Below are 14,929 nucleotides of genomic sequence, written 5' to 3' on the forward strand. Positions count from 1 at the left end.
TACAGATGCCCTATCGAAATGATGACGGAAATGATGTCCAAGCATCATGAGAGTCCATCCCTAACTCAATAGCCGGGTGTTGCACTCAGCCTCTGAAACCGCCCTTACTTTGCGTGGAGGCCAATCATGAGCCAACCAATGACCGTTCAATGCCCAACCTGCGACACACCAGTGGAATGGAGCGCCGCCAGCCCGAGCCGTCCGTTTTGCTCAGAGCGCTGCAAACTGATTGACCTTGGGGCGTGGGCTTCTGAAGAGCATGCGATTCCGGTAAGCCCGGATGCTGAGGATGAGATGTTTTCGGGTGATTTAGAGGCTCCGCATCGGGGGCATTGATACATTCCGGGATGCATGCACACGCTCTACCCTCATCGTTCTACTCAATTACAACTGACTCTCGTGCCAATGCTCCGCGTTGGCATGCATTTCGTGACGCTCCGCGTCACAAATCTGCGCCGCGCCGCACATTCCAATGGTCGAGATCAGAGCCCCGTTTTTCGGGCTCATTCCAACGCTTAAAAACGTCACGCACAGGCCTGACAGTTTTTACTGAGTCTTTCCGCTAGTGCGAATTGAGTCCCACTCGGTGACAAAAGCAGCCTTCGATTTGCTATTGAAAAGGCAAAGTTCAGTACCTTGACGACCTTTCATATGCTTCTGCGGATACTGGCCTTGCATGAGGATAGCTGTATAGCCAACGCGGTCATCATATTGAGCTGGAGTACCGACAGGTTTGGCATCTTTCAAACCACTGGATCTGATACAGCTTTCCAAGGCGGCTTTGTCATAAGCCGCCCAAGCATCAGAGCTGGAAGCTTGAGCCTGAATGGCAAGGGCAGTGAGGCAGAGAAAGGCAAGCGAGGCGACTTTCATAGGGAGGGATTCTTTATCGCAGGAGTGAGCAGATTTGGAGTATGTCCCACAGAGTGCTTCAGTTCGGCGTAACAAAGCAAAGCTTTGGCCTGCTGAAAGGTTTTTTAGCTTACTTTAGAGCCCTACGCAAAAAACTCCCGAAATCACCTCAGTCTTTGTTTTTCACCTTCACATTTGAGCGGTAAGCTACAGCCCTATGGATGACTCAGACTACCTACGCCTGTTGACGATCCAGGCCGAACAAGCCAACGCCTTTCTGTCCAATGCGCGGAAGTGGGAGCGTGAGCGCTGGGTTTGTCAGCGGTTGTTGCAGGGGCTGAACATTGCGCACCGTAATGAGGACTTCACCCCGGCCAGTCAGGAGCCGCCCGATGTGCTGTTTCGTGACGGGCGCTTTGAGGTGTTTTTCGTGCTGGACGAGGGCCGTCGTCTCAATGACGAGTGGCGTGAGGAACTGGCGCGACGACGTAGCGCGTTCTCGTTGAGCCAACTGGTGCGCCAGGAAGCCAAGCCCAAGCGTATTCCGGCCTCTGAGTTGCTGCACCGACTCGCCCCTACCCTGCGCAAGAAATCCACCAATTATCGTGAACGCGGCATTGATCTGAGCGGGCTGGATATCATTGCCTTCGCCAGCCTCAAGCGCGAGGTGCTGGACCTCAACAGTCACTTTCCGCCGCCGACCGAGTACCTGCGTCAGGGCTGGCGTTCGTTGTCGCTGGTGGGGCCGACGTTTGCTCGGGTATTGTTCGCGCATCCGGACGCTCCGGATTTTCTGCGTACCAATCTGGGTCGCAGTGTTGTTTTCGATGTTGGAATCAGTCTATGAGCCCCTTGCAGGAACTGCTGGCCGACGTGCCTCAACACGGTCGCGTGCGCTGGATCGGCGTGCGCCCGGAGTCGCGGGTCGAGATGATCGAGCTGGACGCTGTCGAGGCGCGCCGCGAGGCTGGCCTGACCGGCGATCACTCACGCCCAGGCCCGCGCAATGCGCGGCAGGTCACGTTGATTCAGTGGGAGCACCTGGCCGTGGTCGGTTCGTTGCTGAACCGCCCTGCGGATAACCCGATCGTCCCTCAGGATTTGCGGCGCAATCTGGTGATCAGCGGCATCAACCTGTTCAGCCTCAAGAATCGGCGCTTCCGGATCGGTCAGGCCGTCTTTGAAACCACTGGCTGGTGCCAGCCTTGCGCAAAACTTGAGCAGCGCCTCGGCCACGGCACGTTTCAGGCTGTGCGTGGGCATGGCGGAATTACCGCGCGGGTGTTACAAAGCGGCATCATCCGCCTTGACGATACGCTGCAGGTCGAGCCGCTGGAAATCACCGATACCTGGCCCCCTGCCCGGCAGCACACTTGAGACGACGCATAAAGTGAGCAGACGCCTGAACCCGGAAGCGCAAAGGTGTGTCGAAGAGTACCTTCAGGCAATCCCGTATCCAGTCGAGCGCAGGCCGCTCCTGACGCCGGAGTTGTTGTGATGAACCTGTTTACGAGCCATCTGACGCTATGAGCTGCCTTGCGCTCGCGAAGATCGAGCTCCCTCCGAATTCCTTAAACCTTCCGAGTAATCCTTATGACGCATCGTATTGTTATCGTTGGCGGAGGCGCTGGCGGTCTGGAGCTGGCGACCAGTCTGGGTAAAACCCTGGGCAAAAAAGGTACAGCCAGTGTCACGCTGGTGGACGCCAACCTGACTCACATCTGGAAACCGCTGTTGCACGAAGTGGCTGCCGGTTCGCTCAACTCGTATGAGGACGAGCTGAACTACGTCGCTCAGGCCAAGTGGAACCACTTTCAGTTTCAGCTCGGGCGCATGACCGGGCTGGATCGTGCCAGCCGCCAGATCCATCTGGCGGCCACGCTGGATGAAACCGGTGCCGAGCTGGTGCCGGCGCGCAGCCTGGGGTATGACTCGCTGGTGATCGCAGTGGGCAGCACCACCAATGATTTCGGCACCACAGGCGCTGCGGAGCACTGCCTGTTTCTCGACAGTCGCAAACAGGCCGAGCGCTTCCATCAGCAATTGCTCAACCACTACCTGCGTGCTCATGCGGGCCAGGCAGACAGTGCGCAGGAAATCACCGTGGCCATCGTCGGCGCAGGTGCAACCGGTGTTGAGCTGGCGGCAGAGCTGCACAATGCGGCGCATGAACTGGCGGCCTACGGGCTGGGGCAGATCAAGCCGGAAAACCTGCGCATCACGGTCATCGAAGCCGGGCCTCGGGTGCTGCCTGCGTTGCCGGAGCGTATCGGTGCGCCGGTGCACAAGACGCTGGAAAAACTTGGCGTCACCGTGCTGACCAATGCGGCGGTGAGTGAGGTGACGGCTGATGGTTTGATCACGGCCACCGGGCAGGTCATTCCGGCGAGTTTGAAGGTCTGGGCAGCGGGTATTCGTGCTCCGGCCTTTCTGCATGAGCTGGACGGGCTGGAGAGCAACCGCATCAATCAGTTGCAGGTGCTGCCGACCCTGCAAACCACCCGCGATGAAAATATCTTCGCCTTCGGTGACTGCGCCGCCTGCCCGCAGAAAGGCACTGATCGCAATGTCCCGCCGCGCGCTCAGGCGGCTCACCAGCAGGCGTCGTTGCTGGCCAAGTCGCTGCGCCTGCGGATCGAAGGCAAGACCTTGCCGGAGTACACCTACAAGGACTACGGCTCGCTGATTTCGCTGTCGAGCTTCTCGGCAGTCGGCAATCTGATGGGTAACCTGATGGGCAGTGTGATGCTTGAAGGCTGGCTGGCGCGGATGTTTTATGTGTCGCTGTACCGCATGCACCAGATGGCGCTGTACGGCACTTTCCGCACCCTGATGCTGATGCTGGGCAGCAAGATCGGCAAAGGGACAGAGCCGCGGATGAAGCTGCACTAACAGCAAGGGACGCTTCTGCGTCCCTTTTTTCGACGCAGAGCGTCGCGAAATGCATTCCGACGCTGGAGCGTACGGAACGATAGCCTTCCAGCTAGCGCAACTATCGTGCGACGCTCCGCGTCGCCATGCCGTTCTGGACGCTCTGCGTCCTCTTGTGACGCAGGGACGAATTGTTGGCGATCATACCGGCCCTTTCGCGAACAAGCGAAGCGTCGCCCGGTTCCCTCCCACGCCCTGCGGGCAGAAGCCTGAAAGCCCCATTTCCGACGCTGACTTGCAGCGTTCTGAATACCCGCTATTTTTAAAGTGGCCAGGCTCTACGCGCAGCGATCAGACGGAAGGCACCCGCACAGGTATCAAGTTCGCCTACGCCACGCAGATAACTATGGAGTCGTGTATCACTCTGCACTGTTCAGGGATCGAACCCATATGTCGAATCAATTAAACAGCACTCCTGCGCAAAGCCATCCGCGCTTTATCTGGTTTCCCCTGATTCCTGTCCTGCCTGCCGTTGCCTGGATACTGACGCAGTCCGGTACCCGCCCTGCTGAGCTGATTGCGAGTGCTGCCCTTGTTGCCATTGGCGTTGGCGCTGCTGTCTGGGCTGCTCAGTCACAACGTAATGAAGTGCGTCGCGCCGTGACTCAAGCGCTGGACCATCATCAAGCACACAGCGCGCAAACCGCAGCGGCGGCCACCAGTGCGCAGCTCAACGAGATCTTTCTCGGGGCCATGCCGATCTGGGCCAAGCAGGTCGAAAGCTCGCGCCAGCAGACCGAAACCGCCATTGTCGAACTCACCGACCGTTTCACCGGTATTTCCGAGCGTTTGCAGGAGACCGTGCAGGCGTCGCAGCACGCTGCCGGTGAGCTGGACGGGCAGAATGCCGACGGTGCGTTGAAAGTCTTGTCACAAAGTGACAGCGAGCTGAGCCAAGTGATTGATTCGCTGAAAGCCACCCAAGCCAGTCGCGACCAGACGCTTGCTCAGGTTCGCAGCCTTACAGCCTATACAGGTGAATTGCGCACCATGGCCGCAGACGTTGCCGCGATTGCCGCTCAAACCAACTTGCTGGCCCTCAACGCCGCTATCGAAGCTGCCCGTGCGGGTGAGGCAGGTCGGGGCTTTGCGGTGGTCGCCGATGCGGTGCGCAGCCTGTCGAGCAAGTCCAGCGAGACCGGCCAGCAGATGTCGGCCAAGGTCGACATCATCAACAACGCCATCACGCAATTGGTCCAGGCGGCGTCCAGCGGTGCTGATCAGGACAGCCATTCGGTAACCGCTTCCGAGCAAAGCATTCAGCATGTATTGGAACGCTTTCAGACCATTACCCGGCATCTTGCAGAGTCCGCCGACCTGCTCAAGCAGGAGAGCTACGGCATCCGCGACGAGATGACCGAAGTGCTGGTCAGCCTGCAGTTTCAGGACCGGGTCAGCCAGATTCTGAGCCATGTGCGCGACAACATCGACGCTCTGCATGCGCACCTGTTACAGGCAAGCCAGTCTCCCGACCAGGCCGTCGCCATCGACGCCCGGCAATGGTTGGCGCGCATGGAAACCACTTACGCGACAGATGAACAGCGCCGCACCCATCGCGGCGAATCGGCTGCACAGCAGAATTCGCAGGAAATCACGTTCTTCTAGGAGCAGATCATGGCTAAGAGTGTATTGGTGGTCGACGATTCGAGCAGCGTCCGGCAGGTCGTCGGCATTGCTCTGAAAAGCGCCGGATATGACGTTATCGAAGCCTGTGACGGCAAAGATGCGCTGGGCAAGCTGAGCGGGCAGAAAGTGCACTTGATCATCAGCGACGTGAACATGCCGAACATGGACGGCATCACGTTCGTCAAGGAAGTGAAGAAGCTGGCCAGCTACAAGTTCACGCCCATCATCATGCTGACCACCGAGTCTCAGGAATCGAAAAAGGCTGAAGGTCAGGCCGCAGGTGCCAAGGCCTGGGTCGTCAAGCCGTTTCAGCCGGCGCAAATGCTGGCGGCGGTTTCCAAGCTGATCCTGCCCTGATCACAAAGCGCTCCATGGAGGTCAGCATGCCGATAACCGCCGAGAGGCCCGATGACACAGCACGCATTCAGATTGATGGCGAGCTGACGATCTACACCGTGACCGAACTTGCCGCCCGTTTGCTCCCGCAAATCGGTAGCGCTGCGCGAGTGGAAGTCGATCTGTCGCACGTTACCGAGATGGACGGAGCTGGCCTGCAATTGCTCGCGGTCATCCAGCGCGAGGCCGAGAAAACCGGCACAGCGCTGCATTTGACAGGCCAGAGCAAAGCAGTCACCGAGACCTTCGAACTGTGTAATCCGGGTGTCGTGCTGTAACGCGTTTATTTGAAGTACCGCCGGGTGATCGACAAAGGAAGTCATCGTGAGCATTAATCTCGATCAGGCACAGCAGACATTCATCGTTGAAGCCCGTGAGCTGTTGCAGGCCATGGAGGAATCCCTCCTGCAACTCGAAAGCGAACCGGGCGACCAGGGCGCGATTGGCGCGATTTTCCGCGCTGCGCACACCATCAAGGGTTCGGCCGGGCTGTTCGGGCTGACGCCCATTGTCAGCTTTACCCACATTGTCGAAGACGTGCTGGACCGTCTGCGCGAGGGCAGTGTTGCGGTGGATGCCGGGCTGATCGCGGTGCTGCTCAAATCAGGCGACCACATGCTTGAATTGATAGAGGTAGTCGCCAGCCGTGGCGAAGCACTTCAGCCTGCGGCACTGGAACGCGAAGCGGCCTTGCGCCAGGCGCTGCAGATCTATCAGGCACCCGGCAGCGTCCCGGCCGAAGACACTGCCTGCGCACCCGACGCGGTGGAGGGCGAACAGGCCGAGGTGTTGTGGCATATCTCGTTGCGCTTTGGCGTGGACGTGTTTCGCAATGGCATGGACCCGCTGTCGTTCCTGCGCTATCTCAACACCCTGGGGCAAATGATTCATGTCACGACCGTGACCGACTCCATCCCGGCGGTGGAATCATGGGACCCGGAGTCCTGCCACCTGGGTTTCGAAATCGATTTTCGCTCGGCCGCCGGGCATGACGCGATCAACGAAGTGTTTGATTTTGTCCGCGAAGACTGCGTCGTACTGATCACCCCTGTCGAGCAGACGCCCGAGAGCAGCGAGCCGACCGGCACTGACCTCGTTTCGCAGAACGCGCAAAGCCCTGTTGTCGCCGGTGGCGAACTGCTCGGCGATCAGCGCGCCGTACCGCGAGTGCCAGGCCAGACGACAGCAGTGGAGCGCCCTGCTTCGGGCAGCGAACACAAGGCCAAGGACGGCAGCTATGTGCGCGTCAACGCCGACAAGCTCGACGAGCTGATCAATCTGGTCGGTGAACTGGTCATCGCCAGCGCCGGTGCCAGCCTGTTGGCCCGTTCGAGCAACAACGATCCGTTGCAGGAAGCCAGTTCGACAGTGTCGGGGCTGGTAGAGCAGATCCTCGATGGCGCGCTGCACCTGCGCATGATCCCCATCGGCGACACCTTCAACCGTTTTCGCCGAGTGGTGCGCGACGTCAGTCAGGAGCTGGGAAAAGACATCGACCTGATTATCAATGGCGCAGAAACCGAACTGGACAAGACCGTTGTCGAGAAGATCGGCGACCCGCTCATGCACCTGTTGCGCAACTCCATGGACCACGGCATCGAAAGCGCCGAAGCGCGTCGCGCGGCAGGCAAACCGGCCAAGGGTCATTTGAACCTCAATGCATTTCACGACTCGGGCAGCATCGTCATTGAAATCGCCGACGACGGGGCCGGGCTGAACCGCGAGCGAATTCTGGAAAAAGCCCAGCAGCGCGGGCTGGTGGCCGCTGGCGCAAGCCTGACCGATCAGGAAATCTACAACCTGATCTTCGAACCCGGTTTCTCGACCGCCGAGGCCGTCACCAATCTTTCAGGGCGTGGCGTCGGCATGGATGTGGTCAAGCGCAACATCACCCTGCTGCGCGGCACGGTGGACCTGGACAGCCAGCCGGGCCAGGGCACCATCGTGCGTATCCGCCTGCCGCTGACGCTAGCGATCATCAATGGTTTTCTGGTCGGCATCGATCAGTTCACCTACGTCATCCCGCTGGACATGGTTCAGGAATGCATCGAGCTGGACGAACACGACCGCCAGTCCAGCCGTGACAAAGGCTATCTGGACCTGCGCGGTGAAGTGTTACCGCTGGTGTACCTGCGCGATCACTTCAACCATGAAGGCCCGCCTGCCCGCCGCCAGAACGTGGTGGTGCGCTACGCCGAGCACAAGGCCGGGCTGGTGGTCGATGACTTGCTTGGCGAGTTCCAGACCGTAATCAAACCGCTGGGCAAGCTGTTCGGCGCGCTGCGCGGTATCAGTGGCTCGACGATTCTGGGCAGCGGCGCCGTGGCATTGATTCTCGACATTCCGGCACTGCTCAATCAGATCGTTCAGATGGAAACCCGTTTGACACAGCCTCCCCTTTCGCTCTCGCCCGCTTCTCGCTGACGGATTCGCAATTCCCAAGGAGTTACTTCAATGAAATGGTTTTACGATCTGAAGATTTCCACCAAGCTGATTACTTCGTTTCTGGTGGTTCTGGCGTTGACCGCGGCTATGGGAGTCTTTGCCATTATCCAGCTCGGCCAGGTCAACCAGGCCGCTCAGGACATCAGGGAAAACTGGATGCCGTCCGTACGCGCGGCGTCGGGCATGCGTTTTTATGCCGCCAACTACCGGCTCAAGGAAAACCGCCATATTGCCGCTGATAACACCCAGGAAAAGACCCAGATGGAACTGGAGGCAGCAGAGTCGCGTAAACAGCTTGAAACGCGCATGTCAACGTATGAAAAGCTGATTGTCAGTGATGAAGATCGTCAACTATTCAGTGTCGTCACAGCGACGTGGGCCGCCTACCTGAAGGTCAGCGACAACTTGTTTGATCAGTCCCGGCAGGGCCAGGAAGTACTGGCGAGAGCGCTGCTGAGGGGAGAGTCCAAAGCACATTTTGAAGAGATGACTGCGCAGTTGCAAAAGATGGTCGAGCTTAACGACGCGGGAGCCACTGCCGCTGGAGAAACAGGCATGAAGCTGTACGAAAGTGCACGCCTCTCGATCATTGTGGTACTGATTGCAGCATTGCTGATTGGCCTGGGCCTGGCGCTGTTCATCGCCCGGATCATTTCCCGCCCGCTCAAAGAAGCAGCCGCTGCCGCAGAACAACTGGCACAAGGCAATCTCAACGCACACATCGGACACGGGTCCAAAGACGAAACCGGCATGGTGCTCAATGCCATGCGCAACATGGTCGGCAAACTGGCGCACATCATTGGCGAGGTGCGTAACGCCGCCGATAACCTGGCCAGCGCGTCGGAAGAAGTCAGCGCCACCGCGCAGTCGATGAGCCAGGCCACCAGCGAACAGGCCGCCAGCGTCGAAGAGACCAGCGCGTCTGTCGAACAGATGAGCGCCAGCATCAACCAGAACACCGAGAACGCCAAAGTGACCGACGGCATGGCCAGCAAGGCCGCCAAGGAAGCCACCGATGGCGGCGAATCGGTGCAGCAGACCGTCGTGGCGATGAAGAAGATCGCCCAACGCATCAGCATCATCGATGACATCGCCTACCAGACCAACCTGCTCGCGCTCAACGCAGCCATCGAAGCGGCCCGTGCCGGTGAGCATGGCAAAGGTTTCGCTGTAGTGGCCGCTGAAGTTCGCAAGCTGGCCGAGCGCAGCCAGGTCGCGGCGCAGGAGATCGGCGAGCTGTCTTCCAGCAGTGTGGAAATGGCCGAGAAAGCTGGCAAGTTGCTGGACGAAATGGTCCCCTCGATCAACAAGACCTCTGATCTGGTGCAGGAAATCAGCGCCGCTTCCGAAGAGCAGGCGGCCGGTGTGGCGCAAATCAACACCGCCATGACCCAGCTCAATCAGGTCACCCAGCAAAACGCATCCAGCAGTGAAGAGCTGGCCGCAACGGCTGAAGAGATGAGCAGCCAGGCCGAGCAACTGCAACAGTCCATGAGCTTTTTCACCCTGGATTCGTCACCAAGGCCCACAACGTCAGGCAGCAGTATCGATCACCGCAGCAGCCCGAGCCGCCAGCCACCCCGCCCGGTGCAACCGCCGGCGCGCAAGGCATTTGCCCACAGCATGGCGAGCGCCCCGGACGAATCGGAATTCACCCGTTTCTGATTATCGGCTTCGATATCGCTTCACAGGAAGAACGACATGGGCTCATTGGTCACGACTCGGCAGGCCGTAACGGCGGTCGAAGAAGAGGCGCAATACCTGACTTTCATGCTCGGCGGCGAGATGTTTGCCATCGGCATTCTGGGCATCAAGGAAATCATCGAATACGGCAGCCTGACTGTCGTGCCGATGATGCCCGCCTTCGTGCGCGGCGTGATCAACCTGCGCGGCGCGGTGGTGCCCGTGGTTGATCTGTCGGCGCGTTTCGGGCGGCAGAACTCGGAGATCACCCGGCGTTCGTGCGTCATCATCATTGAGGCCAGCACCGAAGACGGCCAGCCGCAGGACATCGGGTTGCTGGTGGACAATGTTTCGGCGGTGCTGGAGATACCCGCTTCGCAGATCGAGCCGCCGCCGAATTTCGGCGCGCGGATTCGTGCCGACTTCATCAGTGGCATGGCCAAGGTCGATGGCCATTTCGTGATCGTGCTGGAAGTCGAGCGCGTGCTGTCCATCGATGAGATGTCCAGCCTTGCCGAGGCAGGTCAGACGCCAGCGCTCGACGCCGACGCGCATTGAGGCCTGCACATGCCTGACACAGCCTCGCTCAATGATCGCGAATTCGGCCAGTTCCAGTCCTGGTTGTATCGTGCTGCGGGCATCAAGCTGACCCCGGCCAAGAAAGCGCTGGTGGCCGGCCGTCTGTTCAAGCGCCTCAAACACTACGATCTGAAAAGCTACGGCGAGTATTTCAAGCTAATCATGACCGACCAGCGCAACGGCGAGCTGCAAGTGGCGCTGGACCTGCTGACCACCAACGAGACGTATTTTTTTCGCGAGCCAAAGCACTTCGATTTTTTGCGTCAGCAGGTGCTGACCAAGGTGGCGCCGGGCAAAGTATTCCGGGTCTGGAGCGCTGCCAGTTCGTCTGGTGAAGAGCCTTACAGCCTGGCAATGACACTGGCGGAGCAACTGGGCACTACGCCTTGGGAAGTCATCGGCTCGGACATCAGTACGCGTGTACTGACCAAGGCACGTAACGGGCACTATCCCATGGAGCGCACCGAAACACTGCCCCAGCCGCTGCTGGTCAAATATTGCCTGAAGGGCACAGGTCGCCAGGAAGGCACTTTCCTGATCGACAAATCACTGCGCAACCGGGTCAGCTTTGTGCAAGTCAACCTCAACGAAACCCTTCCCGACCTTGGCGAATTCGACGTCATCTTCCTGCGCAATGTGATGATCTATTTCGATCAGGAAACCAAGAGCAAAGTCGTTGCGCGGTTGCTGCCGCGCCTCAAGCCCGGAGGCTATTTCATCATCAGCCATTCGGAAAGCCTCAATGGGATAAACGACACGCTGAAACTCGTCTCCCCTTCGATATACCGCAAGCCATGATCAAGCCCGTCGGCGTGGCCGAAATAGTGCTGGCTCCCGGAGACGTGGTCTTTGAGAGCAAGCCTGCACGCTTGCGCACGCTGCTGGGTTCGTGTGTGGCATTCACGTTCTGGCACCCGCAGCGGCGTATCGGAGGAATGTGTCACTTCATGCTGCCGGGGCGCGCACGCAAGGGCCAGCAACTGGACGGCAAGTACGGCGACGAAGCGCTGCAAATACTTATCCGCCATGCATTGGCCAACGGTACGCTTGCAGAGGAGTATCAGGTCAAGCTTTTCGGCGGCGGCGAGATGTTTCCCACCCAGCGCCAGGACCCGCACGTGCAGAACGTTGCAGACCGAAACATAGACGCAGCGCTGGCGCTGACCAAAAAACACCATCTGAAGCTGACCGCTCAGGACTTGGGCAGCACTGGTCATCGCAATATCATCTTCGACCTATGGAACGGAAACGTATGGGTCAGGCACCAACCAATGGAAGCACTCGAAAAAGATGCCAAACAAAAAAATCAGCGTATTGCTGGTCGATGATTCGGCCGTCGTTCGCCAGGTGCTCGTGGCCATCCTCAACGACACCCCCGATATCCATGTCATGGGCGCGGCGTCGGACCCGATATTCGCCATGGGCAAACTGGCCCACGAATGGCCGGATGTGATTGTGCTGGACGTAGAAATGCCGCGCATGGACGGCATCACGTTCCTGAAAAAAATCATGAGCGAGCGACCGACGCCCGTGGTGATCTGCTCGTCGCTGACCCAGAAAGGCGCGGAAACCTCGTTACAGGCGCTGTCTGCCGGAGCCGTGGAGATCATCACCAAACCCACGACGGGCCTTAAGAACTTCCTGATCGAATCAGCCGCCGAGCTGGTCGCCGCCATTCGCGCAGCGGCGAACTCCAACGTCAAAAACCTCGGCAAGCGCACTGCCCCGCCGGTACTGACCCCGGCCAGCAAACTCACCGCAGACGCCATTTTGCCTGCAGCCAGCGGGCACTCGATGGCGCAGACTACCGAACGCATCGTCGCCATTGGCACCTCGACGGGCGGTACGCAAGCGCTGGAAGCAGTGTTGACCGCGCTGCCCAGAGTCTGCCCAGGCATCGTCATCGTTCAGCACATGCCGGAAAAATTCACCGCCTCGTTCGCCGAGCGCCTCAATGGCTTGTCGCAGATAGAAGTCCGTGAAGCCAGAAACAACGACCGCATCCTGCCCGGCCTGGCGCTCATAGCACCCGGTGGCAAGCACATGATGGTGACGCGCAGCGGCGCCTTTTATCACGTCCAGGTCATCGATGGCCCGCTGGTCAATCGGCACCGCCCATCGGTTGACGTGCTGTTCCGCTCAGTGGCGAAGTTTGCCGGCAAGAACGCCACTGGCATCATCATGACTGGCATGGGCGACGACGGCGCACGCGGTCTCAAGGAAATGCTCGACGCAGGCAGCTCGACCGTCGCTCAGGACGAAGCAAGCTGCGTGGTGTTCGGTATGCCCAAGGAAGCCATCAAACTGAATGCTGCGCAACGAATCATGCCGTTGCAGGAGATTCATCAGGCGATCTTGCACCGATAACGTTTGAGGGCTCCCCGATCAGATCAACTTACCTCAGCGTTCGCCATAAGCAAGCCGCCCGGTGACTGCAAAACCTTGCTCGAGCATCACGATTTTTTCCGGCTGAAAGTAATGCCCCGGGTTGAGCAGGATTTCCTGCTCACCCGCTTCGCTGATGCTCATGTCCGGATTATGAGCATCCTGAATGGCATCAACGTGGATACCCGCAACGTGATCAGCCTTGAAGCGGAAAAAGATCGACGAGGCATCAACGCGATTGCTCTGCAGATCACGCAGCGTTTGACGACGCAATACCTCAGATGAAGGGTCACCGCTTGCAAGGTCCACCGTATACCTGGCTCTGCCCAAACCTCGCTCATCCGACACACTGGAGAATTCTACGGCCGCATCCGCGGAGGATGTCGTACTGAGAAAACCGTTGAACCGCAGCGCCTGGCCAGAGAGCAGAGCTTGCAGCGCAGACTCGCCATTGAGCTGAGTCGTGAAAAGTTCGTCATGCCCTGTCGCACCTTTTAACAGAGAGACGCCTGAAATGCGCGGAGCTGCGTGGATGAACTGTCGCAAAAGGGCCGTTTGTGGCGCCAATTGTGTTTCGATATGGGTCTTGTGGATATTAAACTCCTCGGCGTTCAGTTCACCCGCCTCATAATGTCGAGCGAAGTCCCGGACGAAATTATTCACCTCCGCTTCGTTGTTGTATTTAGGGTGGAGGGATTGCAAGTAGTGGCTCAGAGAGCGATAACCCATCGCGCTGATATTCATCAGGTAGTTATCGCCATAATCCTGTTGATAGGTATGCAATGCATCAACGACTTGCCTGCCCTGCGCGGGTGAACAGCGGCTAAAGTGCTGCAGACTGTTATATGCAATCCTGCTTTTTTCTGTCGGGAAATTATTCAGCTGATTGTTGAGAATATGCTGTTTTTCAAGCTCAGCTGCGTGCGCCAGTCGGTGGCGCTGATTTAAAATCTGTTGAGCAGAGGCAGGCGCTATGCCTTGTTGACCCAAGTGCGTGGTGTGCACTGTCTGGGGGGTTGCAAAAGCAGACGCAAACCCTGTCTGGTTAACGGCGGTTAACGGAACAGAGTGCCCCGCGATGTTGGCCGTTGTATTTCCAGGTCTGGCAACACGGTGAACGCCTTGTGAGCTTTGCTGCGCGCGAGACGTCGACGCCTGGTTATTAGAAGGCTGATTGTAGAGGTAAGCCTGATTGGTAGAGTATTGAGAGACTGGATGTGGCATGAAATATTTCCTGTAAAGCGCGTCGTTGTGCGACGGCGTTCGTTCTATTTTTTGAGACGTACTTTGTAAACACGCTCAGGCAGTGCATGGGGTAATCACACTCTTGGGAGAAACCCGTCATGGGCTTTAACGCAACTCGCTATGGGTGATGGTCACAGCCAGACTTGCTCAGCGAGTCCAGGGCGGTGGCATCAGCGAACGGCTTGATGCGCCTGACTTCACAGGCGAAGCGACCGAATCGGGAAATGAAACCAACTTGAAAAACGGTTCCCTTTCCAGTTCATTGGCCTGGCTGGAGGATCCCGCTCTTTCGCTTCTGTGTTCATTGCGATAAGACGCATACGCCCAGTGACCGGGCGCTGCATCCGATGCAGGGCGATGGTTGCTCTGCGCAACGCCGGCGGCGTGCAACTCACGCTCGATAATGCTAATCATGCCTCTCATTTTCCCCATGTATTCGGGGCTGTAAGTGTTGTCCGCGCGATCAGGTTTGGCGTACAGCGTGAATTGAGCCCCCTGCGTGACGCGCTTTTTTTCAGGCTGCAAGTCGGAACTCGCGCAGCTCATGTCGGTGACTTTCCATTTGTCGACGGGGCTGTCGTCGGCTTGCAATATTTTGCCTATCGCGTTGAACGCACTGGCCACATGCTGAGGAGCAACGCTGAGGTGAATCTTGTCTCCGGCGAAATCTCCTTTGTTCCTGGAATCACTGCGCTCCATGTGGGCGGTTTCAGAGGCTGAGTGCAACACCCGGCTATTGAGTTAGGGATGGACTCTCATGATGCTTGGACATCATTTCCGTCATCAT

The 14,929-nt window shown here is 58.3% G+C and carries 15 protein-coding genes and 1 pseudogene; 13 read left to right on the top strand and 3 right to left on the bottom strand.

The genetic code is table 11. From position 1 onward, the window contains the following. The first annotated feature begins 126 nt into the window (after positions 1 to 126). Entirely contained in the window at positions 127 to 336 is a 210-nt protein-coding gene (gene yacG / locus DW49_RS0116035) for a DNA gyrase inhibitor YacG (protein ID WP_003381207.1), read from the top strand. A 210-nt stretch (positions 337 to 546) separates the two neighbouring features. Here the strand turns inward: yacG and DW49_RS0116040 are convergent, their stop codons facing one another. Next, complete coding sequence (locus DW49_RS0116040; RefSeq protein ID WP_005614788.1) at positions 547 to 873, bottom strand: hypothetical protein; 327 nt, start codon at positions 871 to 873, stop codon at positions 547 to 549. 196 nt (positions 874 to 1,069) lie between these two features. Here DW49_RS0116040 and DW49_RS0116045 point away from each other — a divergent pair, with 196 nt between their 5' ends. The 12 genes from DW49_RS0116045 to DW49_RS0116100 all read left to right on the top strand — a co-directional run bounded on the left by DW49_RS0116045 (position 1,070) and on the right by DW49_RS0116100 (position 12,879). Further along, positions 1,070 to 1,699, top strand: coding sequence for a DUF1780 domain-containing protein (locus DW49_RS0116045; protein WP_005614786.1), 630 nt, complete (start codon positions 1,070 to 1,072; stop codon positions 1,697 to 1,699). Continuing rightward, entirely contained in the window at positions 1,696 to 2,229 is a 534-nt protein-coding gene (locus tag DW49_RS0116050; RefSeq protein ID WP_005614784.1) for an MOSC domain-containing protein, read from the top strand. The genes DW49_RS0116045 and DW49_RS0116050 overlap by 4 nt, the downstream gene beginning before the upstream one ends. Positions 2,230 to 2,445: 216 nt before the next feature. Next, positions 2,446 to 3,744: an NAD(P)/FAD-dependent oxidoreductase gene (locus DW49_RS0116055; protein ID WP_005614782.1), complete on the top strand. Its 1,299-nt coding sequence runs from the start codon at positions 2,446 to 2,448 to the stop codon at positions 3,742 to 3,744. Between the two features lie 732 nt (positions 3,745 to 4,476). Next, positions 4,477 to 5,388: a methyl-accepting chemotaxis protein gene (locus tag DW49_RS0116060; RefSeq protein WP_375233983.1), complete on the top strand. Its 912-nt coding sequence runs from the start codon at positions 4,477 to 4,479 to the stop codon at positions 5,386 to 5,388. 9 nt (positions 5,389 to 5,397) lie between these two features. Continuing rightward, positions 5,398 to 5,766, top strand: a complete 369-nt coding sequence (locus DW49_RS0116065) for a response regulator (protein ID WP_004880039.1) — start codon at positions 5,398 to 5,400, stop codon at positions 5,764 to 5,766. A gap of 26 nt (positions 5,767 to 5,792) precedes the next feature. Continuing rightward, on the top strand, positions 5,793 to 6,083 hold the full coding sequence (locus tag DW49_RS0116070) for an STAS domain-containing protein (protein ID WP_005614777.1): 291 nt from the start codon (positions 5,793 to 5,795) through the stop codon (positions 6,081 to 6,083). A 46-nt stretch (positions 6,084 to 6,129) separates the two neighbouring features. Then, positions 6,130 to 8,229, top strand: coding sequence for a chemotaxis protein CheA (locus tag DW49_RS0116075; RefSeq protein ID WP_005614775.1), 2,100 nt, complete (start codon positions 6,130 to 6,132; stop codon positions 8,227 to 8,229). Positions 8,230 to 8,259: 30 nt separating this feature from the next. Further along, positions 8,260 to 9,915 (top strand): methyl-accepting chemotaxis protein, encoded by a 1,656-nt coding sequence (locus DW49_RS0116080; protein WP_005614773.1) that lies wholly within the window; start codon positions 8,260 to 8,262, stop codon positions 9,913 to 9,915. A gap of 36 nt (positions 9,916 to 9,951) precedes the next feature. Further along, a complete protein-coding gene (locus tag DW49_RS0116085) occupies positions 9,952 to 10,491 on the top strand; it encodes a chemotaxis protein CheW (RefSeq protein ID WP_003381223.1) in 540 nt (179 codons plus the stop codon). Positions 10,492 to 10,500: 9 nt separating this feature from the next. Next, a complete protein-coding gene (locus DW49_RS0116090) occupies positions 10,501 to 11,310 on the top strand; it encodes a CheR family methyltransferase (protein ID WP_005614766.1) in 810 nt (269 codons plus the stop codon). Then, entirely contained in the window at positions 11,307 to 11,840 is a 534-nt protein-coding gene (gene cheD, locus DW49_RS0116095) for a chemoreceptor glutamine deamidase CheD (RefSeq protein WP_003381225.1), read from the top strand. Before DW49_RS0116090 ends, cheD begins: the two co-directional genes overlap by 4 nt. Beyond that, positions 11,803 to 12,879 (top strand): protein-glutamate methylesterase/protein-glutamine glutaminase, encoded by a 1,077-nt coding sequence (locus DW49_RS0116100; protein WP_003381227.1) that lies wholly within the window; start codon positions 11,803 to 11,805, stop codon positions 12,877 to 12,879. Before cheD ends, DW49_RS0116100 begins: the two co-directional genes overlap by 38 nt. Before the next feature lie 33 nt (positions 12,880 to 12,912). On the opposite strand, the gene DW49_RS1000000133690 is transcribed toward DW49_RS0116100, so the two are convergent. Both DW49_RS1000000133690 and DW49_RS0116115 read right to left on the bottom strand, forming a co-directional pair. After that, positions 12,913 to 14,121 carry a hypothetical protein gene (locus DW49_RS1000000133690; RefSeq protein ID WP_081681532.1) on the bottom strand — a complete coding sequence of 403 codons (1,209 nt, stop codon included), beginning with the start codon at positions 14,119 to 14,121 and terminating at the stop codon, positions 12,913 to 12,915. Positions 14,122 to 14,289: 168 nt separating this feature from the next. Then, a pseudogene (locus DW49_RS0116115) lies at positions 14,290 to 14,844 on the bottom strand (type III secretion system effector phosphothreonine lyase); the annotation flags it as partial. Positions 14,845 to 14,929 lie beyond the last annotated feature (85 nt).

The sequence above is a fragment of the Pseudomonas avellanae BPIC 631 genome (assembly GCF_000444135.1).
In the GTDB taxonomy this organism is placed as follows: Bacteria; Pseudomonadota; Gammaproteobacteria; order Pseudomonadales; family Pseudomonadaceae; genus Aquipseudomonas; species Aquipseudomonas avellanae.

Excerpts from the sequence above, each read along its gene's own strand:
- DW49_RS0116060 (WP_375233983.1), top strand. The coding sequence starts at position 4,477 with ATGCCGATCTGGGCCAAGCAGGTCGAAAGCTCGCGCCAGCAGACCGAA.
- DW49_RS0116080 (WP_005614773.1), top strand. The coding sequence starts at position 8,260 with ATGAAATGGTTTTACGATCTGAAGATTTCCACCAAGCTGATTACTTCG.
- DW49_RS1000000133690 (WP_081681532.1), bottom strand. The coding sequence starts at position 14,121 with ATGCCACATCCAGTCTCTCAATACTCTACCAATCAGGCTTACCTCTAC.
- cheD (WP_003381225.1), top strand. The coding sequence starts at position 11,307 with ATGATCAAGCCCGTCGGCGTGGCCGAAATAGTGCTGGCTCCCGGAGAC.
- DW49_RS0116045 (WP_005614786.1), top strand. The coding sequence starts at position 1,070 with ATGGATGACTCAGACTACCTACGCCTGTTGACGATCCAGGCCGAACAA.
- DW49_RS0116055 (WP_005614782.1), top strand. The coding sequence starts at position 2,446 with ATGACGCATCGTATTGTTATCGTTGGCGGAGGCGCTGGCGGTCTGGAG.
- DW49_RS0116100 (WP_003381227.1), top strand. The coding sequence starts at position 11,803 with ATGCCAAACAAAAAAATCAGCGTATTGCTGGTCGATGATTCGGCCGTC.
- DW49_RS0116040 (WP_005614788.1), bottom strand. The coding sequence starts at position 873 with ATGAAAGTCGCCTCGCTTGCCTTTCTCTGCCTCACTGCCCTTGCCATT.
- DW49_RS0116085 (WP_003381223.1), top strand. The coding sequence starts at position 9,952 with ATGGGCTCATTGGTCACGACTCGGCAGGCCGTAACGGCGGTCGAAGAA.
- DW49_RS0116090 (WP_005614766.1), top strand. The coding sequence starts at position 10,501 with ATGCCTGACACAGCCTCGCTCAATGATCGCGAATTCGGCCAGTTCCAG.
- DW49_RS0116070 (WP_005614777.1), top strand. The coding sequence starts at position 5,793 with ATGCCGATAACCGCCGAGAGGCCCGATGACACAGCACGCATTCAGATT.
- DW49_RS0116065 (WP_004880039.1), top strand. The coding sequence starts at position 5,398 with ATGGCTAAGAGTGTATTGGTGGTCGACGATTCGAGCAGCGTCCGGCAG.
- yacG (WP_003381207.1), top strand. The coding sequence starts at position 127 with ATGAGCCAACCAATGACCGTTCAATGCCCAACCTGCGACACACCAGTG.
- DW49_RS0116050 (WP_005614784.1), top strand. The coding sequence starts at position 1,696 with ATGAGCCCCTTGCAGGAACTGCTGGCCGACGTGCCTCAACACGGTCGC.